The sequence below is a fragment of the Streptomyces sp. NPDC059906 genome (genome assembly GCF_042730645.1).
Taxonomy (GTDB): domain Bacteria; phylum Actinomycetota; class Actinomycetes; order Streptomycetales; family Streptomycetaceae; genus Streptomyces; species Streptomyces rubrogriseus.
Window position 1 is genome coordinate 175,139 of record NZ_JBHWKU010000015.1, and the last position, 19,542, is coordinate 194,680.

19 protein-coding genes are annotated in these 19,542 nt (G+C 72.3%); 9 read left to right on the plus strand and 10 right to left on the minus strand.

From position 1 onward, the window contains the following. Positions 1 to 95: 95 nt before the first annotated feature. Both ACFV9J_RS23440 and ACFV9J_RS23445 read right to left on the minus strand, forming a co-directional pair. Positions 96 to 1,340: an Ig-like domain-containing protein gene (locus ACFV9J_RS23440; protein ID WP_385356845.1), complete on the minus strand. Its 1,245-nt coding sequence runs from the start codon at positions 1,338 to 1,340 to the stop codon at positions 96 to 98. Positions 1,341 to 1,570: 230 nt separating this feature from the next. After that, the gene (locus tag ACFV9J_RS23445; RefSeq protein WP_016327131.1) at positions 1,571 to 1,924 is read right to left on the minus strand and encodes a hypothetical protein; all 354 of its coding nucleotides are present in this window, start codon (positions 1,922 to 1,924) and stop codon (positions 1,571 to 1,573) included. 109 nt (positions 1,925 to 2,033) lie between these two features. Between ACFV9J_RS23445 and ACFV9J_RS23450 the strand changes: the two genes are divergently transcribed. Beyond that, positions 2,034 to 2,363 (plus strand): hypothetical protein, encoded by a 330-nt coding sequence (locus ACFV9J_RS23450; protein ID WP_385356846.1) that lies wholly within the window; start codon positions 2,034 to 2,036, stop codon positions 2,361 to 2,363. 172 nt (positions 2,364 to 2,535) lie between these two features. Here ACFV9J_RS23450 and hutH read toward each other — a convergent pair whose 3' ends face one another. From hutH to ACFV9J_RS23465, 3 genes are all read right to left on the minus strand, one after another. Then, positions 2,536 to 4,074: a histidine ammonia-lyase gene (gene hutH, locus ACFV9J_RS23455; protein WP_385356867.1), complete on the minus strand. Its 1,539-nt coding sequence runs from the start codon at positions 4,072 to 4,074 to the stop codon at positions 2,536 to 2,538. Between the two features lie 93 nt (positions 4,075 to 4,167). Next, positions 4,168 to 5,316 (minus strand): diguanylate cyclase domain-containing protein, encoded by a 1,149-nt coding sequence (locus ACFV9J_RS23460; protein ID WP_385356847.1) that lies wholly within the window; start codon positions 5,314 to 5,316, stop codon positions 4,168 to 4,170. 116 nt (positions 5,317 to 5,432) lie between these two features. After that, on the minus strand, positions 5,433 to 6,233 hold the full coding sequence (locus ACFV9J_RS23465; protein WP_385356849.1) for an enoyl-CoA hydratase/isomerase family protein: 801 nt from the start codon (positions 6,231 to 6,233) through the stop codon (positions 5,433 to 5,435). Between the two features lie 210 nt (positions 6,234 to 6,443). On the opposite strand from ACFV9J_RS23465, the gene ACFV9J_RS23470 reads away from it, so the two are divergent. Then, on the plus strand, positions 6,444 to 7,136 hold the full coding sequence (locus tag ACFV9J_RS23470) for a hypothetical protein (RefSeq protein ID WP_385356850.1): 693 nt from the start codon (positions 6,444 to 6,446) through the stop codon (positions 7,134 to 7,136). A gap of 44 nt (positions 7,137 to 7,180) precedes the next feature. On the opposite strand, the gene ACFV9J_RS23475 is transcribed toward ACFV9J_RS23470, so the two are convergent. Both ACFV9J_RS23475 and ACFV9J_RS23480 read right to left on the minus strand, forming a co-directional pair. After that, the gene (locus ACFV9J_RS23475; protein WP_385356851.1) at positions 7,181 to 8,326 is read right to left on the minus strand and encodes an adenylate/guanylate cyclase domain-containing protein; all 1,146 of its coding nucleotides are present in this window, start codon (positions 8,324 to 8,326) and stop codon (positions 7,181 to 7,183) included. Between the two features lie 115 nt (positions 8,327 to 8,441). Beyond that, the gene (locus tag ACFV9J_RS23480) at positions 8,442 to 9,332 is read right to left on the minus strand and encodes a biotin--[acetyl-CoA-carboxylase] ligase (protein ID WP_385356852.1); all 891 of its coding nucleotides are present in this window, start codon (positions 9,330 to 9,332) and stop codon (positions 8,442 to 8,444) included. A 306-nt stretch (positions 9,333 to 9,638) separates the two neighbouring features. Here ACFV9J_RS23480 and ACFV9J_RS23485 point away from each other — a divergent pair, with 306 nt between their 5' ends. From ACFV9J_RS23485 to ACFV9J_RS23500, 4 genes are all read left to right on the plus strand, one after another. After that, positions 9,639 to 11,231, plus strand: a complete 1,593-nt coding sequence (locus tag ACFV9J_RS23485; RefSeq protein ID WP_385356853.1) for an acyl-CoA carboxylase subunit beta — start codon at positions 9,639 to 9,641, stop codon at positions 11,229 to 11,231. Between the two features lie 20 nt (positions 11,232 to 11,251). Then, complete coding sequence (locus ACFV9J_RS23490; protein ID WP_385356854.1) at positions 11,252 to 11,461, plus strand: acyl-CoA carboxylase subunit epsilon; 210 nt, start codon at positions 11,252 to 11,254, stop codon at positions 11,459 to 11,461. 136 nt (positions 11,462 to 11,597) lie between these two features. Beyond that, a complete protein-coding gene (gene mmpB / locus ACFV9J_RS23495; RefSeq protein WP_109033116.1) occupies positions 11,598 to 11,726 on the plus strand; it encodes a morphogenic membrane protein MmpB in 129 nt (42 codons plus the stop codon). A gap of 32 nt (positions 11,727 to 11,758) precedes the next feature. Beyond that, positions 11,759 to 12,379, plus strand: a complete 621-nt coding sequence (locus ACFV9J_RS23500; RefSeq protein WP_385356856.1) for a nucleoside triphosphate pyrophosphatase — start codon at positions 11,759 to 11,761, stop codon at positions 12,377 to 12,379. On the opposite strand, the gene ACFV9J_RS23505 is transcribed toward ACFV9J_RS23500, so the two are convergent. Next, positions 12,348 to 12,830: a hypothetical protein gene (locus ACFV9J_RS23505; RefSeq protein WP_385356858.1), complete on the minus strand. Its 483-nt coding sequence runs from the start codon at positions 12,828 to 12,830 to the stop codon at positions 12,348 to 12,350. The genes ACFV9J_RS23500 and ACFV9J_RS23505 overlap by 32 nt on opposite strands. Before the next feature lie 373 nt (positions 12,831 to 13,203). Here ACFV9J_RS23505 and ACFV9J_RS23510 point away from each other — a divergent pair, with 373 nt between their 5' ends. After that, a complete protein-coding gene (locus ACFV9J_RS23510; RefSeq protein WP_385356859.1) occupies positions 13,204 to 14,976 on the plus strand; it encodes an acetyl/propionyl/methylcrotonyl-CoA carboxylase subunit alpha in 1,773 nt (590 codons plus the stop codon). A 102-nt stretch (positions 14,977 to 15,078) separates the two neighbouring features. Here ACFV9J_RS23510 and ACFV9J_RS23515 read toward each other — a convergent pair whose 3' ends face one another. Continuing rightward, positions 15,079 to 16,065 carry a DeoR/GlpR family DNA-binding transcription regulator gene (locus ACFV9J_RS23515; RefSeq protein ID WP_385356860.1) on the minus strand — a complete coding sequence of 329 codons (987 nt, stop codon included), beginning with the start codon at positions 16,063 to 16,065 and terminating at the stop codon, positions 15,079 to 15,081. Positions 16,066 to 16,243: 178 nt separating this feature from the next. Continuing rightward, positions 16,244 to 17,692, minus strand: coding sequence for an NAD(P)H-quinone dehydrogenase (locus tag ACFV9J_RS23520; protein ID WP_059301043.1), 1,449 nt, complete (start codon positions 17,690 to 17,692; stop codon positions 16,244 to 16,246). 86 nt (positions 17,693 to 17,778) lie between these two features. Between ACFV9J_RS23520 and ACFV9J_RS23525 the strand changes: the two genes are divergently transcribed. Further along, positions 17,779 to 18,216: a gamma-glutamylcyclotransferase gene (locus tag ACFV9J_RS23525; RefSeq protein WP_003974055.1), complete on the plus strand. Its 438-nt coding sequence runs from the start codon at positions 17,779 to 17,781 to the stop codon at positions 18,214 to 18,216. A 94-nt stretch (positions 18,217 to 18,310) separates the two neighbouring features. Next, positions 18,311 to 19,135, plus strand: a complete 825-nt coding sequence (locus ACFV9J_RS23530) for a purine-nucleoside phosphorylase (RefSeq protein ID WP_385356861.1) — start codon at positions 18,311 to 18,313, stop codon at positions 19,133 to 19,135. The last annotated feature ends 407 nt before the right edge of the window (positions 19,136 to 19,542 follow it).

Genomic DNA, 19,542 nt, shown 5'->3' on the forward strand with positions numbered 1-19,542 from the left:
ATGAGAAGCCGGGAAAGACGCGGGCGCCCGCCGCTCCCGTGCGGGGAGTGGCGGGCGCCCGTGCGAAGTGGCCCCGGCCCGGAGGGAGTTCGGCGTCAGACCGCCGAACCCGCCTTCCACTGGGCCCAGTCCATGTTCCAGCCGTTGAGGCCGTTGTCCGGGGCGATGGTCTTGTCGCCGGTGTTCTGGACGACGACCACGTCACCGATGATCGAGTTGTTGTAGAACCAGGCGCCCGGCGTGTTCGGGTCGTCGGCGCCCTTGGCGTCGGCCAGGCCCACGCAGCCGTGGCTGGTGTTGGCGTTGCCGAAGATGCCCTTGCCCCAGTAGTTGCCGTGGATGAAGGTGCCGGAGGTGCTCAGGCGCATGGCGTGCGGCACGTCCTTGATGTCGTACTCGCCCTTGCCGTCGTCGTCGGTGAAGCCGACGGTCGAGCCGTCCATCCGGGTCTCCTTGAACTTCTCGGAGATCACCATCTGGCCTTCGTAGGTCTTGTTCTCCGGGGAGCCGGCGGAGATCGGGATGGTCTTCACCGTCTTGCCGTCCTGCGTGACCTTCATCTGCTTGGTCTTCGCGTCGACGTAGGAGACCTGGTTGCGGCCGATCTTGAAGGTGACCGACTTCTGCTGGACGCCGTAGACGCCGTCGGCGCCCTCGACCCCGTCGAGCGCCAGCTTGAGGGTCACGGTCGAGCCCTCCTGCCAGTAGTTCTCGGGGCGGCAGTCCATGCGCTGGGTGGAGAACCAGTGGCAGGCGACCTCCTGGCCGCTGCTGCTGTTGACCGTGATGCCCTTCTGGACGGCGGCCTTGTTGGTGATCTCCTTGTCGAAGTTGATCGACACGGGCATCCCGACGCCGACGGTCTTGCCGTCGTCCGGGGTGAAGGTCCCGATGAAGCTGTTCTCGGGGGAGACCGTGGTGAACGACGCGTTCTCGTGGGCGGCGCGGCCCTCGGAGTCCTGCGCGGTCGCCGAGATCGAGTACTTGGTGGCGCGCTCCAGCTGGCCGCCGGGCTTCCAGCTGGTCTTGTCGGCGGATATCTCGCCCTTGACCTCGGTGCCGTCCGAGGCGGTCATCTTCACCTCGGTGAGCGTGCCCTTGCTCACGGTGACGCCGGCGGAGTTGTTGATGGAGGCGTTGTCCGAGCCGCCCTTGGGCGTGATCTTGATCTGCGCCTCGGACGTCTTCTTGGCCGCCGCCTCGTCGACCTCGGCCTGCGAGGTCTTGTCCCCACCTCCGGAGGTGTCGGCGTCGCTACTGGAACATGCCGAGAGCACCAGCACACCGCCGAGCAGTGCGGACGCGGCCGCCAGGCCCTTGCGCCGCTTACCGTCCGTCATCACACGCTTCTCCATCGTTGCCGATTCCCGAAACCCCGAGATACCCCGTCAATAACTTTCAACGCTACGACCGGTTCGTCCCGTTCCACATCGCTCACGGATGTGGGGCATACCACGTTTGCCCCAGGGGGCGGACGCCATGCGGAGAGGTGTCGGTCAGTGCGCACCGTGAGACGACGAAACCCCGGGCGGCGGTTGCCGCCCGGGGTCAGGAATTTCCCCACACCGCGTCAGCCGACCGTCATTTCCTCGTCTTCCGGGTCGTTCTCGCCGCCATCATCCTCGTCGAGGTCCCACTCGGGCGAGTCGGGGTCGTAGTCGATCTGCTCACTGCTCCAGGAGGCCTGCTGGAGCTCGACCCCGGGCACCACGCTGACCAGGTCGAACGGGTCCACGAGATGCGCCAGGGCCTCGGCGGTGTCCTCCGTCACGGCGCGCTCGGAGTCGGCCCGTTCCGCGTCGGACAGGTCGGTGTCGTCGGCGAGGGCCTGCAGGGCGGCCCCGGTGACGGCCTCCTCGTCGTCGATCTCTAGCACCAGCTCGACGCGAATACGTACAAACCGTGATGTCTCTGGAGTGCTCATGCCCGGAGCGTAAGGCCGACCGCTCCCGTGACTTTCCTGTGACCCGCGCCTTTCACTAACATCTGCCCACACGGCCAATTCGCCAGCGCCACAAGGGGATCGATATTCCGTGTCATCCGCTCGCCGTTCGTTGCTGACCGCCGCCGCCGCGGGCGGCCTGCTCTGTGCCCTGTGGTTCGTCCCGTCGGCGAACGCGACACCTGAGACACCGGTGCTCGAATCCGCCGCCGCGACCCCGTCTCCGCAGGTCACGGCCCAGGCGAGAGCCGCCTCCGCCGACGCGTCCACGGACCCGGCGGCCGCCGGCGAGGGCACGACCCGGCTGGCCGACACCGGCAGCTTCGACAGCACCCCGTACGTCGTCGGCGGCGCCCTCTGCCTCGGTCTCGGCGCCGGCTTCGTGGGCTACTCGGTCCGCCGGGAACGCCTCGACCTTTGAGAGAACTTGACGTTTTTTTGGCTTTCTTGACCGCCGGAAAGCCCTCTGCAAGATCCTCCCGGCCGTCCGGTGCGCCCGGAGACGGTCCGGAGGTGGTCCGGAGACGGTCCGGAGACGGTTCGAGGGGGCCCTGCATCGCGCAGGGCCCCCTCGGACCTGTCACCGCCGCCCGCTAGCGCAGCGGCCCCGTGACGGTCTCCGCGGCCGCGACCAGGTGCCCGGCGCGCACGAACGCCTCCGCCGCGGCGAGGTCGGGCGCCAGGTGGCGGTCCGGTCCCGGACCCTCCACACCGGCCGCCCGTACGGCCTCGACGACGGCCTGCGACGCGGGCGCCGGGGTCAGGCCCTCGCGGAGCTGGATCGCGCGCGTGGCGGCGTACAGCTCGACGGCGATCACGCGCGCCAGGTTGTCGACGGCCGTGCGCAGCTTGCGCGCCGCCGACCAACCCATCGACACGTGGTCCTCCTGCATCGCGGAGGACGGGATGGAGTCCGCCGAGGCCGGTACGGCGAGCCGCTTCAGCTCGCCGACCAGGGCGGCCTGCGTGTACTGGGCGATCATCAGGCCGGAGTCGACGCCCGCGTCGTCGGCGAGGAACGGCGGCAGGCCGTGGCTGCGGTTCTTGTCCAGGAGCCGGTCGGTGCGCCGCTCGGCGATGGAGCCGAGGTCGGCGACGGCGACGGCGAGGAAGTCCAGGACGTAGGCGACGGGAGCGCCGTGGAAGTTGCCGTTGGACTCGACGCGCCCGTCGGGCAGGACCACCGGGTTGTCGACGGCCGCGGCCAGCTCGCGCTCGGCGACGAGACCGGCGTGGGCCATGGTGTCGCGCCCGGCGCCGGCGACCTGCGGGGCACAGCGCACCGAGTAGGCGTCCTGGACGCGGGGGGCGTCGTCCTGGTGGTGGCCGGTCAGGCCGGAGCCCTTGAGCACGGCGGCCATGTTGGCGGCGCTGGCGGCCTGCCCGGGGTGCGGGCGGATGGCGTGCAGCTCGGGGGCGAGCACGCGGTCGGTGCCGAGCAGGGCCTCCATGGTCAGCGCGGCGGTGATGTCGGCCGACTTGTAGAGGGTGTCGAGGTCGGCGAGGGCCATGACCAGCATGCCGAGCATGCCGTCGGTGCCGTTGAGGAGGGCGAGTCCCTCCTTCTCGCGCAGCTCGACCGGGGTGATCCCGTGCGCGGCGAGCAGCTCACCGGCCGGCCGCACGGTGCCGTCGGGGCCCTCGGCGTCACCCTCGCCCATGAGGGTGAGCGCGCAGTGCGACAGCGGGGCGAGGTCGCCGGAGCAGCCGAGGGAGCCGTACTCGTGCACGACCGGGGTGATCCCGGCGTTGAGCACGTCGGCCATGGTCTGCGCGACCTCCGGGCGGACCCCGGTGCGACCGGAGCAGACGGTCTTCAGCCGCAGGAACATCAGCGCGCGGACCACCTCGCGCTCGACGCGCGGACCCATCCCGGCGGCGTGCGAGCGGACGATGTTGCGCTGCAGCTGGGCCCGCAGGTCGGGGCTGATGTGCCGGGTCGCCAGGGCGCCGAAGCCGGTGCTCACGCCGTACACGGGGTCCGGCTTGGCGGCCAGCGCGTCCACGATGGAGCGGGCCGCGGCGAGGGCCGCCACCGCCTCCTCGGAAAGCTCGATCCGGGCGCCCGCGCGCGCCACGGCGAGAACGTCGGACGCGGTGACCCCCGACGTCCCCACCACCACAGTGTGCATATCCATATTCAGGAGCGTACGCAGTGAATTCGATGATGTCACGAGGAGGTGCGTCACGGATGCGTGCCGCTTGCGCCCCTTACCTGGGGGAGGTCACGGCGAGTGCCGCCCACGGAACCGCCTGCGCTCCCCGCCCTCCTCCCGGGACGGCTCGTCCGCGAGCCGCACGACCGGGTCGTCGGGCCCCTCGCGCCCCGCGACGACCGGCCCGGCCGCCCGCTCGGCCTTGGCGCGGTACTGGGCGGCGTCCGCGAGCCGGAACAGCCGGCGGGCGGAGCGCACCGACCCGACCGGGTCCTCGGTGGACGCGACCCCGCAGGCCACGCCGTCCCCCAGCGCCAGCTCGGCCGCCCGGCGGCACAGCTCCTCGGCCGCCTTGACCACGGCGTCGGCGGGCGGCCCGACCGCGAGCAGACAGAACTCGTCCCCGCCGAGCCGCGCGGCCAGCGCCCCCGGCAGCATCGCCCCGCACAGCGACAGCACCGACCCGAACCGCTCCAGGAGCCGGTCCCCGACGGCGTGGCCGTGCGTGTCGTTCACCCGCTTGAGGCCGTTCAGGTCGCAGACGACGAGGCTGACGACGACACCCTCCTCGCGGTGCCGCTCCACCGCCTCGTCCAGCGCGGCGTCGACGGCCCGGCGGTTGGCCAGCCCGGTGAGCGCGTCGGTGTACGCGAGTCGCCTGACCTCCTCCAGCCGCTCGGTCTGCGCGATCCCGGCGGCGACGACGGAGGCCAGTACGGTGGCGAAGTCGGCGTCGCCCCGCTCGAAGACCCGCTCCCCCACCGGCCGGGCCACGTACAGCTCGCCCCACGCCCGCCCGTGCAGCACGATCGGCGCGACCACGCAGCAGCCGCGGCCCCGGCGGCGCAGGGCGGCGACCCGCTGGTGGACGTAGCCGGGCCGCCCGGCGGCGGGCCCCTCGGCCGTCTCGACCCAGGCGTCGGGCTCCCCGCCGCCGGCCCAGCGCTCGTGCAGGAACTCGGTGATCTCCGCGAACTGGTGCACCGGGTAGGACTCGTCCTCCGGGAACTCCTCCTCGTCCGCGGCCCGCCGGCCGACGTTCACGAGGACCCGCAGCCGCCCCAGCTCCCGCTCCCACACCGACAGCGCGGCGAAGCTGCCGCCCAGCGCCAGGCACCCGCCGACGGCCGCCGCCCGCCACGCCTCCCGCGCACTGTGCGCGGCGGCCATCCCCTGCGCAAGCGCCACCACGGCCGCGAGCCGCCTGTCGTCACCCATCACTCCAGGCTAGGGAGATTCACGAAGAAACGTTACTCAAACGGGGCGAACCGGGCGATTGCCTCCGGCTCGCGCGGTGGCGTCACTCGCGCGGTCGTGTCACTCACGCGATCGTGTCACTCGCCCGGCCACCGCGGCGCCCGCTTCTCGTTGAACGCCGCCACGCCCTCGGCGCGGTCCCCCGAGAACGCCACCGAACGCCACGCCGCGTCCTCGACCTCAAGGCCCGCGCGCAGGTCCAGCCCGTGTCCCAGGCGCAGCGCTCGCTTGGCCGCGCGCAGCCCCACGGGCGAGTTCGCGGCCATCCGGGAGGCCAGCTCCAGCGCCTCCTCCCGGTCCCGCCCCTCCGCCACCAGCTGGTCCACGAGTCCCAGCGCGCGCGCCTCCTCGGCCGCCACCCGCCGTGCCGTGAACACCAGCTCGGCGGCCCGCGCCGCCCCCACCCGGCGCGGCAGCAACTGCGTACCGCCGCCGCCCGGGATCACGCCCACCGACACCTCCGGCAGCCCCACCACGGCCGTGGGGTCGGCCACGATCACGTCGCACGACAGCGCCAGCTCGAATCCGCCGCCCAGCGCGAACCCGTGCACGGCCGCGACCGTCGGCACCGGCAGCTCCAGCACCGCGGTGTACGCCCCACGCGTCACCGGCCGCTGCCGCAGCAGATCGGCGTCGGTGAAGGAGTTGCGCTCCTTCAGGTCCGCCCCGACACAGAACGCCCGCTCGTGCGTCGAGGTCAGCACCACCACCCGCACGCTCCGGTCCTCGCCCAGCGCCGCGCAGGCCGCGCCCACGGACCGGGCCATCGCGGTCGACACGGCGTTCATGGCCTTCGGCCGGTCGAGCGCGAGCTCCGCGACATGCCCCTCCCCGTGCCGCCGCACCAGGACGAACTCTCCGAACCGCTCCTCGCTCATGACACCCTCCGGTTAACGCGTGTTAACAAGTAGACCGTCCGATCATCGCAGCCGGGCTCGCCCGGGGGAAGGCCGGGCACGCCCGGCACCGGCCGACCCCGCTTACCCGTTCGAGTGACATACGGCCGACCGCCGTACCCCGGCCCGCGCCGGCCCGTAGCCTCGCTCCGCCATGGCGCAGCGGGGGCGCGTGCGCACCGGGGAGGGATCATGACGACGACCGGCACACCGACAGAGCCGCGGTACGCGTGGGGCCGCCGCGGCCGGCACCGCAGGCCCCGCCCCCGCAAGGTGCTGCTGGCCGCGGGCGGCCTCGCCCTGGCGGCGGGCGCCCTGAGCGTCGTACGCCTGCTGCCCGAGCCCGGCGGCGACGTCGGCGGCCTCCGCGCCGGGGCCCAACCGCGCGTGGAGGGCGGCGGACGGGACACGGCCTCGGACCCGGCGACGGCCCCCGCGGCCCCCGCCGCCGGCACCGTCGGCGAGCCGTCCGGAGCCGGTCCCTCCGCGACGTCCGCCATGGGCGGCCTGAGCGGCTCCCCCGGACCGGGCCTCATACCCGGCCTCGTGCCCGGCGCCTCCGCGAGCGGTCCGGCGGTCCCGCTGCCCACCACCACGCCCGTGCGCACCCCGGGCGCCCCCGAGGCCCGGAGGCCGGGGGACGGGGACAGGGACAGGGACAGGGACAGGGAAAGCGAAGGGGAACGGGAACCGGCGGAAGACACCGGCGACCGGGCTCCCACCCCGGGGACACCGGCGCCCCAGCCGTCGCGGTCCGACCGCCCCGCACCGCCCCCGCCCCCGGACCGCGGCACGCCACCGACGTCCGATCCGGAGCCGGAACCCGACGACCCCGGCCTGTGCGTGCCGGTCATCGGCCTCTGCGTGGACCTGCTCGGCGGCTGACGGACGACGGCCGCACCGCACCTACGAAGACCTGGGACCGCGGCCTACGACTCCCCGTCGCCGCCGTCCCGGCGCGTGAGCAGCCACGGCTCGACCACGCCGAGGCCGCGCACCGGCCGCTGCCACATCGGCTGGAGCGCGAAGCGGTACGCCGGCGGCTCCTCGCCCTCCTTCTCCGCCGCGGCGGCCTCCTCCGCTGCCGCCGCCTCCGAGGCGGGGGCGTCCCGGGTACGGATCAGCTCCTCCGCGAAGGCGGTGTCGACGAGGACCGCGTCCTTGGGGGCTATCGAGGTGAGCCGGGAGGCCAGGTTGACGGTGGTGCCGAAGACGTCGCCCATCCGGGTGGTGACAGTGCCGAAGGCGATGCCGACGCGCAGTTCCGGCATGGTCTCGTCGTGGGCCATCGTCTCGACGAGGAGCAGCGCGATCTCGGCGGCCGTACCGGCGTCGTCGGCGGCATAGAGCACCTCGTCGCCGAGGGTCTTGACCAGCCGTCCGCCGCGCGCGGCCACCAGGTCGGCGGAGGTGGTCTCGAAGGCCTCGACCAGCTCGCCGAGCTCCTCCTCCTCCATCCGCCGGGTCAGCCGCGTGAACCCGACCAGGTCCGCGAAGCCCACCGCGAGCCGCCGGTCCACCATCTCCTCGTCGTCCCCGGCCTGGATGACCCGGCCGGCCGAGGCGGCGAGCTGGCGCCGCCAGACGTAGACGAGGAACTCCTGCAACTCGGGCAGGAGCAGTTCGACGATGGGGTACGTCACCTCGGTGCGCGTCATCCCCGGTTCCGGGGGCTCGGTCAGGCCCTCCAGGAAGGAGTCGATCTGCCACTCGGCCAACCGGGCGGTGGTCTGTCCCGTGGACCGGGCGACCTGGACGGCCATCGCCTCGCTGAGCAGCCCCGCCTCCACCAGACCGGCCAGCCGCCGCAGAGCGAGGACGTCGGCCTCGGTGAGCGCCTTGGCCTGGCCGATGTCGGCGAAGCCCATGGCCCGCCAGAAGCGGGAGGCCAGCTCCATGGAGACGCCCGCGCTGCGGGCGGCCTGGAAGGGGGTGTAGCGGCGCTCGGCACCCAGGATGAGCCCTTCGAGGCGCAGCGCGAGCGGGTCCTCGCCGGGATCGGCGGAGTCCGGGGCGGGCTCGGGGTCCACCCGGCCGTCCCCGTCCGCGCCGGAGCCGGTGTCGTCGACGGTCACGCCTGTTGCCTTTCCGATCTGCCGCGGTCAGGTTCGACCGGCCCCAACTTTACGTCAGGTGTGCCCCAGCTCACTCCCGTGCGTCCGGTACTCCGAGAGTGCCCCGGGGACGCGCTCACGCCAACCGCAGGTGCACGATGTCCCCGGCACCCACCGGCTCCTGCACCCCCGCCCCGGTCGCGAGGACCAGCCGCCCGTCGCCGTCCACGGCCACGGCCTCCCCGACGAGCGACCGGTCCCCCGGCAGCTCCGCGCGCACCATGCGCCCGAGCGTCGCGCAGCCCGCCGCGTACGTCTCCTGCAGCCCGCTGGCCGCCGGGTCGCCGCCCGCCCCGCGCCAGCGCCCGTACCAGTCCTCCAGCGACCGCAGTACGCCGCGCAGCAGCGGGTCCCGGTCGGTGTTCACGGCCCCGGCCAGCGCCAGCGACCCGGCCCGCGGGACCGGCAGCTCGTCGGCGCGGAGCGAGACGTTGATGCCGACGCCGATGACGACGCCGTCGTCCCCGGCCCGCTCGGCGAGGATGCCGCCGGCCTTGCGCTCCTCGTCGCCGACGGTCACCAGCAGGTCGTTGGGCCACTTCAGGGCGGTGTCGACCCCGGCCACCCGGGACAGCCCGGTCGCCACGGCGACGCCGGTGAGCAGCGGCAGCCAGCCCCAGCGGGGCACGGGGATCTCGGCGGGCCGCAGCAGCACGGAGAAGAACAGCCCGGAGCGGGCGGGTGCCGTCCACTGCCGGTCGAGCCGCCCCCGCGCGGCGCTCTGCTCCTCGGCGACGAGGACGACCCCCTCCGCCAGGTCGCCCTCGGCGGCCCGGGCCACCAGGTCGGAGTTGGTGGACCCGGTGCGCTGCACGATGTCGACCTGCCGCCACAGGCCTCCCTCCCGCACCAGGCCCCGGCGCAGGCCAGTGGCGTTGAGCGGAGGGCGGCCGAGGTCGGACCAACGTCCGGACCCCGGCTCACTGTGCCCGTTGGGCGTACCTTCACCATCTGGTGGCGTTGTCATGCGACCCACCCTAGGTTTGACCTCCTCCGCCCCGCACAGGGGGCGGATTCCAGCCCGAAGGCCGAGGTTCACGGGCGCTCCGCCGCTTCCGCGGTGCCACCCCTCCGACGTGTCCCGCCGCGACGCCTCGACTCGGTCGCAGCCGCGCGCGGTATGGCGGCGCGTGGGCTCTTCGTGGATCTCGTTCCCGCGTCTGTGAAGGGGAAAGCGGTGTGGGAAACACCGCACTGCCGAACGGAAGGGCCCCTACTACTCTACGAACGAGTAACCGTCCCCCCTTTTGAGCAGGCAGGGAGCCGCATCCCGATGTCCGAGCCGGAAGAGCAGCAGCCCGACATCCACACGACCGCGGGCAAGCTCGCGGATCTCAGGCGCCGTATCGAGGAAGCGACGCACGCCGGTTCCGCACGCGCCGTCGAAAAGCAGCACGCCAAGGGCAAGCTGACGGCTCGTGAACGCATCGACCTCCTCCTCGACGAGGGTTCCTTCGTCGAGCTGGACGAGTTCGCCCGGCACCGTTCCACCAACTTCGGCCTCGACGCCAACCGCCCCTACGGCGACGGCGTCGTCACCGGCTACGGCACCGTCGACGGCCGCCCCGTGGCCGTCTTCTCCCAGGACTTCACCGTCTTCGGCGGCGCGCTGGGCGAGGTCTACGGCCAGAAGATCGTCAAGGTGATGGACTTCGCCCTCAAGACCGGCTGCCCGGTCATCGGCATCAACGACTCCGGCGGCGCCCGCATCCAGGAGGGCGTCGCCTCCCTCGGCGCCTACGGCGAGATCTTCCGCCGCAACACCCACGCCTCCGGCGTGATCCCGCAGATCAGCCTGGTCGTCGGCCCGTGCGCGGGCGGCGCGGTCTACTCCCCCGCGATCACCGACTTCACGGTCATGGTCGACCAGACCAGCCACATGTTCATCACAGGGCCCGACGTCATCAAGACGGTCACCGGCGAGGACGTCGGCTTCGAGGAGCTGGGCGGCGCCCGCACCCACAACTCCACCTCGGGTGTGGCCCACCACATGGCGGGCGACGAGAAGGACGCGGTCGAGTACGTCAAGCAGCTCCTGTCGTACCTGCCGTCCAACAACCTCTCCGAGCCCCCCGCCTTCCCCGAGGAGGCGGACCTCGCGGTCACGGACGAGGACGCCGAGCTGGACACGATCGTCCCGGACTCGGCGAACCAGCCCTACGACATGCACAGCGTCATCGAGCACGTCCTGGACGACGCCGAGTTCTTCGAGACCCAGCCGCTCTTCGCGCCGAACATCCTCACCGGCTTCGGCCGCGTGGAGGGCCGCCCGGTCGGCATCGTCGCCAACCAGCCGATGCAGTTCGCCGGGTGCCTGGACATCACCGCCTCCGAGAAGGCGGCCCGCTTCGTGCGCACCTGCGACGCCTTCAACGTCCCCGTGCTCACCTTCGTGGACGTCCCCGGCTTCCTGCCCGGCGTCGACCAGGAGCACGACGGCATCATCCGCCGCGGCGCCAAGCTGATCTTCGCCTACGCCGAGGCCACCGTCCCGCTCATCACGGTCATCACCCGCAAGGCCTTCGGCGGCGCCTACGACGTCATGGGCTCCAAGCACCTGGGCGCCGACCTCAACCTGGCCTGGCCCACCGCCCAGATCGCCGTCATGGGCGCCCAGGGCGCGGTCAACATCCTGCACCGCCGCACCATCGCCGACGCCGGTGACGACGCCGAGGCCACCCGGGCCCGCCTGATCCAGGAGTACGAGGACGCCCTCCTCAACCCCTACACGGCGGCCGAACGCGGCTACGTCGACGCCGTGATCATGCCCTCCGACACCCGCCGCCACATCGTCCGCGGCCTGCGCCAGCTGCGCACCAAGCGCGAGTCCCTGCCCCCGAAGAAGCACGGCAACATCCCCCTGTGATCCCTCCGGAAGGAGCCGCTGTGACCATCAAGGTCGTCCGGGGCAACCCCACCCCCGAGGAACTGGCCGCCGCCCTGGCGGTGGTCAGGGCCCGCGCGGCGGCGACGGAAGCGGAGCCGTCCGGCCCCCGTCCGCCGCGCGACGCATGGTCGGACCCGTCCCGCATCGCAACCCACCCCATGCCGCACCCGGGCCCGACGGCATGGGGCCGCACCTACTGGCCGAGCTGAGGCCGGACCCCGAAGGGGCGCGGGGCTGTGTCGATGTGCGGCTCCGCCGCGTGAGCGCACAGAGGAGCAACCCCGCGCCCCTATCTAGGTACCCGTACTCAAGCCCCGCCCCCCGGCCAAGCCCCACGCTAGTGGCATGCTGTGGTCCGACCCCGAGAACGAGCCGCCCAAGGAACTGCGCGACACGCAGGACATGCTGCGGCGGCTGAGCGTGTTCCTGGCGCTGGCCATGGTCCTCGCGATGATCGTCCTCGGCCTGGGCTGAGCGGGCCCCGCCCTGGTGACTAATCTGGCCCCATGACTGCTCAGACCCGCCGCCGACTCGTCCTCGCCTCCCAGTCACCGGCCCGGCTCGGCCTGCTGCGCCAGGCGGGTCTCGCCCCGGAGGTCCTCGTGAGCGGTGTCGACGAGGAGGCCGTCACCGCCCCCACCCCCGCCGAGCTGGCCCTCGCCCTGGCCGAGGCCAAGGCGTCCGTGGTGGCCGCGAAGCCGGAGGTGCACGGCGCCCTGGTGATCGGCTGCGACTCGGTGCTCGACCTGGACGGCCGGGCGCTCGGCAAGCCGGCGGACGCGGAGGAGGCCACCGCCCGCTGGAAGGCGATGCGCGGCCGCGTGGGCACCCTGCAGACCGGCCACTGCGTCTGGGACACCGCCTCCGGCCGGCACGTCTCGGCGACCGCGTCCACGGTCGTCCGCTTCGGCGAGCCGACCGACGACGAGATCGCCGCCTACGTGGCCTCCGGTGAGCCCCTCCACGTCGCCGGGGCGTTCACCCTGGACGGCCGCTCGGCCCCGTTCATCGACGGCATCGACGGCGACCACGGGAACGTCATCGGCCTCAGCCTGCCCCTGCTGCGCCGCCTGCTCGCCGACCTCGGGACGGGCATCACGGAGTTGTGGGCGCCGGCGGAGGACTGACCGGGGAGCCGTCACCGCCCTTGCCGTCCTCGGCCCGCTGCCCGGCGGCGGGCTGCTCCCGCGCGTCGTACGTCATCAGCAGCAGCACGATCAGGCCCAGTACGACGATCATGAAGACGAAGGCGCCGGGTCCGACCAGCCCCCAGGTGAAGGCCCCGAGCAGCCCGTGCACCACGGCGGCGCTGATCAGCAGGATCCGGCCCAGCCCCGCGGGCGCGCGGTCGCGCACCGCCACGAGCAGCGCGACCAGGCCGCACAGCGCGAAGTACAGCCCGAAGACGACCCCGCCGATCTTCGAGGAGAGGGACATCATGTCCGGGTCGAGACCGGCCAGGGACATGTCCTGCCGGTCGACGACGACCGCCAGGAACCAGTTCAGCGCCGCGACGCCGACGGCCTCCGCGAAGAGCACGACCGCCACGACCCACGCCACCGGCCTGCGCACCGACACCGGCCCCCACCCACTTTCGACGGCTGCCGCGAGGACAGCTGTTACCCCAAGTACATCCGAGACCAGAGGAACGCTACTAACGGGTAAACCTCGCCACAAGGGTTCCGGCACGAGCAAAGAATCATTGGGCCATTAGTAGGGACTCCACAAAGAAACCGAGTGGCCCGCAGCACGCCCTTACAGAGACCTTGACCACACAGGAGGGCTAGGGTTTCCCCCAGGAGTCCTGCGTACCGCGGTACTACAAGGGCTTTCGGGGGTCGAGCGAGCCTCGAATCACGCTCCGTGTGGGCAAGCTCACCATTGGGGACGGGTCGAAGTGCCGTGTCGGCAGTCCCTAAACTCGGCTTGTTTCAAGGAGGGAGCCTCAATCGTGCGCAAGGTGCTCATCGCCAATCGTGGCGAAATCGCTGTCCGCGTGGCCCGGGCCTGCCGGGACGCCGGGATCGCGAGCGTGGCCGTCTACGCGGATCCGGACCGGGACGCGTTGCACGTCCGTGCCGCTGATGAGGCGTTCGCCCTGGGTGGTGACACCCCCGCGACCAGCTATCTGGACATCACCAAGGTCCTCAAAGCCGCGCGCGAGTCGGGCGCGGACGCGATTCACCCCGGCTACGGATTCCTCTCGGAGAACGCGGAGTTCGCGCAGGCGGTCCTGGACGCCGGTCTGATCTGGATCGGCCCGCCCCCGCACGCCATCCGCGACCTGGGCGACAAGGTCGCCGCCCGCCACATCGCGCAGCGGGCCGGCGCCCCCCTGGTCGCCGGGACCCCCGACCCGGTCTCCGGCGCGGACGAGGTCGTCGCCTTCGCCAAGGAGCACGGCCTGCCGATCGCGATCAAGGCCGCCTTCGGCGGCGGCGGCCGCGGACTCAAGGTCGCCCGCACCCTGGAGGAGGTCCCCGAGCTGTACGACTCCGCCGTCCGCGAGGCGGTGGCCGCCTTCGGGCGCGGCGAGTGCTTCGTCGAGCGCTACCTCGACAAGCCCCGCCACGTGGAGACCCAGTGCCTGGCCGACACCCACGGCAACGTGGTCGTCGTCTCCACCCGCGACTGCTCGCTCCAGCGGCGCCACCAGAAGCTGGTCGAGGAGGCCCCGGCGCCCTTCCTCTCCGACGCCCAGCTGGCGGAGCTGTACGCGTCCTCCAAGGCGATCCTGAAGGAAGCCGGTTACGTCGGCGCGGGCACCGTGGAGTTCCTCGTCGGCATGGACGGCACGATCTCCTTCCTGGAGGTCAACACCCGCCTCCAGGTCGAGCACCCGGTCACCGAGGAAGTCGCCGGCATCGACCTGGTCCGCGAGATGTTCCGCATCGCCGACGGCGAGGAACTCGGCTACGACGACCCCGCCCTGCGCGGCCACTCCTTCGAGTTCCGCATCAACGGCGAGGACCCCGGCCGCGGTTTCCTGCCCGCCCCCGGCACCGTCACCCTCTTCGAAGGCCCCGCCGGTCCGGGCGTGCGTCTGGACGCGGGCGTCGAGTCCGGCTCCGTGATCGGCCCGGCCTGGGACTCGCTCCTGGCGAAGCTGATCGTCACCGGCCGCACCCGCAAGGAAGCCCTGGAGCGCGCCGCCCGCGCCCTGGACGAGTTCACGGTCGAGGGCATGGCCACCGCCATCCCCTTCCACCGCACCGTCGTCCGCGATGCGGCCTTCGCCCCCGAACTCACCGGCTCCACCGACCCCTTCACCATCCACACCCGGTGGATCGAGACGGAGTTCGTCAACGAGATCAAGCCCTTCACCACCCCCGCCGACACCGAGACGGACGAGGAGTCGGGCCGTGAGACCGTCGTCGTCGAGGTCGGCGGCAAGCGCCTGGAAGTCTCCCTCCCCTCCAGCCTGGGCATGTCCCTGGCCCGCACCGGCCTGGCCGCCGGAGCCCGCCCCAAACGCCGCGCGGCCAAGAAGTCCGGCCCCGCCGCCTCCGGCGACACCCTCGCCTCCCCCATGCAGGGCACGATCGTCAAGATCGCCGTCGAGGAAGGCCAGGAAGTCCAGGAAGGCGACCTCGTCGTCGTCCTGGAAGCGATGAAGATGGAACAACCCCTCAACGCCCACCGCTCCGGCACCATCAAGGGCCTCACCGCCGAAGTCGGCGCCTCCCTCACCTCCGGCGCCGCCATCTGCGAAATCAAGGACTGACGAGTCCCGCACCGCACGACAGGGGCGCCCGACGGACCACCTCACACGGTCCGCCGGGCGCCCCTGTCACTGCCCGCCGGACGGGGACCGCCGGACGAGGCCCTACCGGCGACGCATGTCGGCGACGCGCGCCCGCTCCGCCCCGCCCCCCTGCTCACCCAGGGCGGTGGCGGACCGCAACCCCGCACCCGCACCCGGAACCTGACGGCGCGGCCCCGGAAGCGGCACGTCCCGACGCTGCTGACGCCCCACGGAATCACCCGCCGGGGCCCCCGAGGCCCCGGTGCCGTTCGCCGTACCACCCCCCGACGCCCCGGCCACGGCGATCTGCACGCCCTGGTCGGCCAGGGCCTGGAGTTCGGTGGCGGCGCGGTCGTCGTGGCCCGGCGACTCGTCGGTGACCAGACGGGTGATGACGTCGGTGGGCACGGTCTGGAACATGGTGTCCGTACCCAGCTTGGAGTGGTCGGCGAGGACGACGACCTCGGCGGCGGCCTGGACCAGCGCCCGGTCGACGGACGCCGACAGCATGTTGGAGGTGGACAGCCCCCGCTCGGCGGTCAGCCCGCTCCCGGACAGAAAGGCCTTGGAGACCCGCAGCCCCTGAAGGGACTGCTCAGCCCCCGACCCCACCAGGGCGTAGTTGGACCCCCGGAGCGTGCCACCGGTCATCACCACCTCGACCCGGTTGGCATGGGCAAGGGCCTGGGCCACCAACAACGAGTTGGTGACGACGGTCAGCCCGGGCACCCGCGCGAGCCGGCGCGCCAGCTCCTGCGTCGTGGTACCCGCCCCCACCACGATGGCTTCGCCCTCTTCGACGAGGCCCGCGGCGAGGTCGGCGATGGCCGTCTTCTCGGCGGTCGCGAGATGGGATTTCTGCGGAAAGCCGGACTCTCGCGTGAACCCGCCCGGCAGTACCGCACCGCCGTGCCGGCGGTCGAGGAGTCCTTCTGCCTCCAGTGCGCGCACGTCCCGCCGTACGGTCACTTCGGAGGTCTGGACGACGCGGGCGAGCTCACGGAGCGACACGGCCCCGTTCGCTCGCACCATTTCGAGGATCAATTGGCGACGTTCTGCAGCGAACACGAAACTGACAGTAACCCCAACGACCGTCTGCTTTCAGCAGTATGCGCCGAATAACAGAAGTTGTTCGCATGCCACCACCGGAAGTGGTATACGGGCCTACCCCGGCCGCCTATGCCACCCGCAAGCACCGCAACTCCCCGTGACCAGCGGGGAGTCATTTCCAGCCGCGCCCGCCGGACTACTGCTCCCCGCCGGCCTTCCGGGTGTGCAGCTGCCGCGCCACCTCGGCGATCGACCCCGACAGCGAGGGGTAGACGGTGAAGGCGTTGGCGATCTGCTCGACCGTCAGGTTGTTGTCGACGGCGATCGAGATCGGATGAATCAGCTCCGAAGCACGCGGCGCCACCACCACACCCCCCACCACGATCTCGGTACCGGGCCGGCAGAAGATCTTGACGAACCCGTCCCGGATGCCCTGCATCTTGGCGCGTGGGTTGCGCAGCAGCGGCAGCTTCACCACGCGGGCGTCGATCTTGCCGGCGTCCACGTCGGCCTGCGAGTACCCGACGGTGGCGATCTCGGGATCGGTGAAGACGTTGGCGGACACGGTCTTCAGATTCAGCGGGGTGACGGCGTCGCCGAGGAAGTGGTACATGGCGATCCGCCCCTGCATGGCCGCCACCGAGGCCAGCGCGAAGACACCGGTGACGTCACCGGCGGCGTACACACCGGGAGCCGAGGTCCGCGAGACCCGGTCGGTCTTGATGTGCCCGGAGTCCTTGAGCCGGACGCCCGCCTCCTCCAGCCCCATCCCCTCCGTGTTGGGAATGGCACCGACGGCCATCAGGCAGTGCGACCCGCCGATGACCCGCCCGTCCGACAGCGTCACCTCGACCCGGTCCCCGACCCGCTTGACGGACTGGGCCCGCGACCGCGACATGACGTTCATCCCGCGCCGCCGGAACACGTCCTCCAGCACGGCCGCCGCATCCGGGTCCTCACCGGGCAGCACCCGGTCCCGCGACGACACGAGGGTGACCCGCGACCCGAGCGCCTGATAGGCCCCGGCGAACTCGGCACCGGTCACACCGGACCCGACCACGATCAGCTCTTCGGGCAGCTCCTCCAGGTCGTACACCTGGGTCCAGTTCAGGATCCGCTCCCCGTCGGGCCGCGCGTCCGGCAGCTCCCGCGGATGCCCACCCGTGGCGATGAGCACCGCGTCGGCGGTCAGCGTCTCCTCACTCCCGTCGGCGGCCCGCACCACGACCTTCCGCGACCCGTCGAGCCCCTGCATGCCCTCCAGCCGCCCGCGCCCCCGCATCACCCGCGCACCCGCGCGGGTCACGGAGGCGGTGATGTCGTGCGACTGCGCCAGCGCGAGCCGCTTCACCCGCCGGTTGACCTTGCCCAGGTCCACGCCCACCACCCGGGCGGCCTGCTCCATGGGCGGAGTGTCGTCGGCGACGATGATCCCCAGCTCCTCATAAGAGGAATCAAAGGTGGTCATCACCTCAGCCGTGGCGATGAGGGTCTTGGACGGCACGCAGTCGGTCAGCACCGACGCCCCGCCCAGACCGTCGCAGTCGACGACGGTCACCTCCGCGCCGAGTTGAGCGGCCACCAGCGCCGCTTCGTATCCGCCGGGTCCGCCGCCAATGATCACGATCCGAGTCACGTACCCCATTGTCCCGCACCCTTCAACGAGAGGCCGCCCGGGGCCACCACCGTGACGACACCGATGCCCGGCACCCCTGCCGTACCCTTCCCCTCATGTCGCTCTACGCCGCCTACGCCGGCAACCTCGACGCGCGGTTGATGACCCGCCGCGCCCCGCACTCGCCGCTGCGCGCCACCGGCTGGCTGAACGGGTGGCGGCTGACCTTCGGGGGCGAGCACATGGGCTGGGAGGGCGCACTCGCGACCTTGGTCGAGGACCCGATCTCCCAGGTCTTCGTCTCCCTCTACGACATCGCCCCGATGGACGAGGACTCCCTGGACCGCTGGGAGGGCGTGGGCCTGGACATCTACCGCCGCACCCGGGTCCGCATCCACACCCTCGACGGCGAAGAGGGTGCCTGGACGTACGTCCTGAACGCCTACGAGGGCGGCCTGCCCTCCGCCCGCTACCTGGGCGAGATCGCGGACGCCGCCGAATCGTCCGGCGCCCCCCACGACTACGTGATGGAACTCCGCAAACGCCCCTGCTGAGCACCGCCCTCGTCAAAACCTCCAACCCAAAAACCATCATCCCGTGACCTCCGCCATCTACGCGCGTAGCCACAAACCGGCTACCCTCTTCGGCGTGAACGCATCTCTTCTTCCGGACGACATCCAGGGCGACCCCTACGCCGCCGCCGACGCCGCCGCGGCCCGCCTGCGCGAACTCACCGGCGCCGAGACCCACGACGTCGCCCTCGTGATGGGCTCCGGCTGGGCACCGGCCGTGGACGCCCTGGGCGCCCCCGAGGCCGATCTCCAGGTCACCGACCTCCCGGGCTTCCCCCAGCCCGCGGTGGAGGGCCACGGCGGCAAGGTCCGCTCGTACACCCTCGGCGACAAGCGCGCACTGGTCTTCCTGGGCCGCACCCACTACTACGAGGGCCACGGCGTCGCCGCCGTCTCCCACGGCGTCCGCACCGCGGTCGCCGCCGGCGCCAAGACGATCATCCTGACCAACGGCTGCGGCGGCCTGCGCGAGGGCATGCGCCCCGGCCAGCCGGTCCTGATCAGCGACCACATCAACCTCACCGCCACCTCCCCCATCATCGGCGCCAACTTCGTCGACCTCACCGACCTCTACTCCCCCCGCCTGCGGGCGCTGTGCAAGGAGGTCGACGCCACCCTGGAGGAGGGCGTCTACGCCCAGTTCCCCGGCCCGCACTACGAGACCCCGGCCGAGATCCGCATGGCCCGCGTGATCGGCGCCGACCTGGTGGGCATGTCGACGGTCCTGGAGGCGATCGCGGCCCGCGAGGCCGGCGCGGAGGTCCTGGGCATCTCCCTGGTGACCAACCTCGCCGCCGGCATGACGGGCGAGCCCCTCAACCACGAGGAGGTCCTCCAGGCGGGCCGCGACTCCGCCGCCCGCATGGGGACCCTGCTGACCCAGGTACTGGGCCGGCTGTAGCCGAGGCCCAGTGGTCCGGCGTGGGCTTGGCACCCGGCGCGGAGGTGGCCGCGGGGGTGGGTCGCGTGGCCCGGCGCTGCCGGGGTGCCGCCGCGCCCACCCGTGCCGCCCCAGCGGCACGACTGCCCGCAGCTGGGGCGAGGGGCGGCGGCTGCCCGCAGCTAGGGGGGGTGGGACGGACGGTCAGCCGCGTACGGCGCGAAGGGGGCGTGTCGGGGGGTGTCCGCCCGCAGCGGTTGGCGCGTCAACAAAGTTCGCTTCTGTGGCCGACCGATTCCGCGCCGTTCCGAGGACGGACACCCCCCGGCGCGCCCCCCCCCCCCCCCCCCCCCAAAACGCGCCAACCCCCCCCCCCCCCCCACCCCCCCCCCCCCCCCCCCCCACCCCCCCCCCCCCCCCCCCCCCCA

Bases quoted from the DNA above. Each gene is read 5' to 3' on its own strand.
- ACFV9J_RS23440 (WP_385356845.1), bottom strand. From the start codon at position 1,340: ATGACGGACGGTAAGCGGCGCAAGGGCCTGGCGGCCGCGTCCGCACTG.
- ACFV9J_RS23445 (WP_016327131.1), bottom strand. From the start codon at position 1,924: ATGAGCACTCCAGAGACATCACGGTTTGTACGTATTCGCGTCGAGCTG.
- hutH (WP_385356867.1), bottom strand. From the start codon at position 4,074: ATGCACACTGTGGTGGTGGGGACGTCGGGGGTCACCGCGTCCGACGTT.
- ACFV9J_RS23460 (WP_385356847.1), bottom strand. From the start codon at position 5,316: ATGGGTGACGACAGGCGGCTCGCGGCCGTGGTGGCGCTTGCGCAGGGG.
- ACFV9J_RS23465 (WP_385356849.1), bottom strand. From the start codon at position 6,233: ATGAGCGAGGAGCGGTTCGGAGAGTTCGTCCTGGTGCGGCGGCACGGG.
- ACFV9J_RS23470 (WP_385356850.1), top strand. From the start codon at position 6,444: ATGACGACGACCGGCACACCGACAGAGCCGCGGTACGCGTGGGGCCGC.
- ACFV9J_RS23480 (WP_385356852.1), bottom strand. From the start codon at position 9,332: ATGACAACGCCACCAGATGGTGAAGGTACGCCCAACGGGCACAGTGAG.
- ACFV9J_RS23485 (WP_385356853.1), top strand. From the start codon at position 9,639: ATGTCCGAGCCGGAAGAGCAGCAGCCCGACATCCACACGACCGCGGGC.
- mmpB (WP_109033116.1), top strand. From the start codon at position 11,598: ATGCTGTGGTCCGACCCCGAGAACGAGCCGCCCAAGGAACTGCGCGAC.
- ACFV9J_RS23500 (WP_385356856.1), top strand. From the start codon at position 11,759: ATGACTGCTCAGACCCGCCGCCGACTCGTCCTCGCCTCCCAGTCACCG.
- ACFV9J_RS23520 (WP_059301043.1), bottom strand. From the start codon at position 17,692: ATGGGGTACGTGACTCGGATCGTGATCATTGGCGGCGGACCCGGCGGA.
- ACFV9J_RS23525 (WP_003974055.1), top strand. From the start codon at position 17,779: ATGTCGCTCTACGCCGCCTACGCCGGCAACCTCGACGCGCGGTTGATG.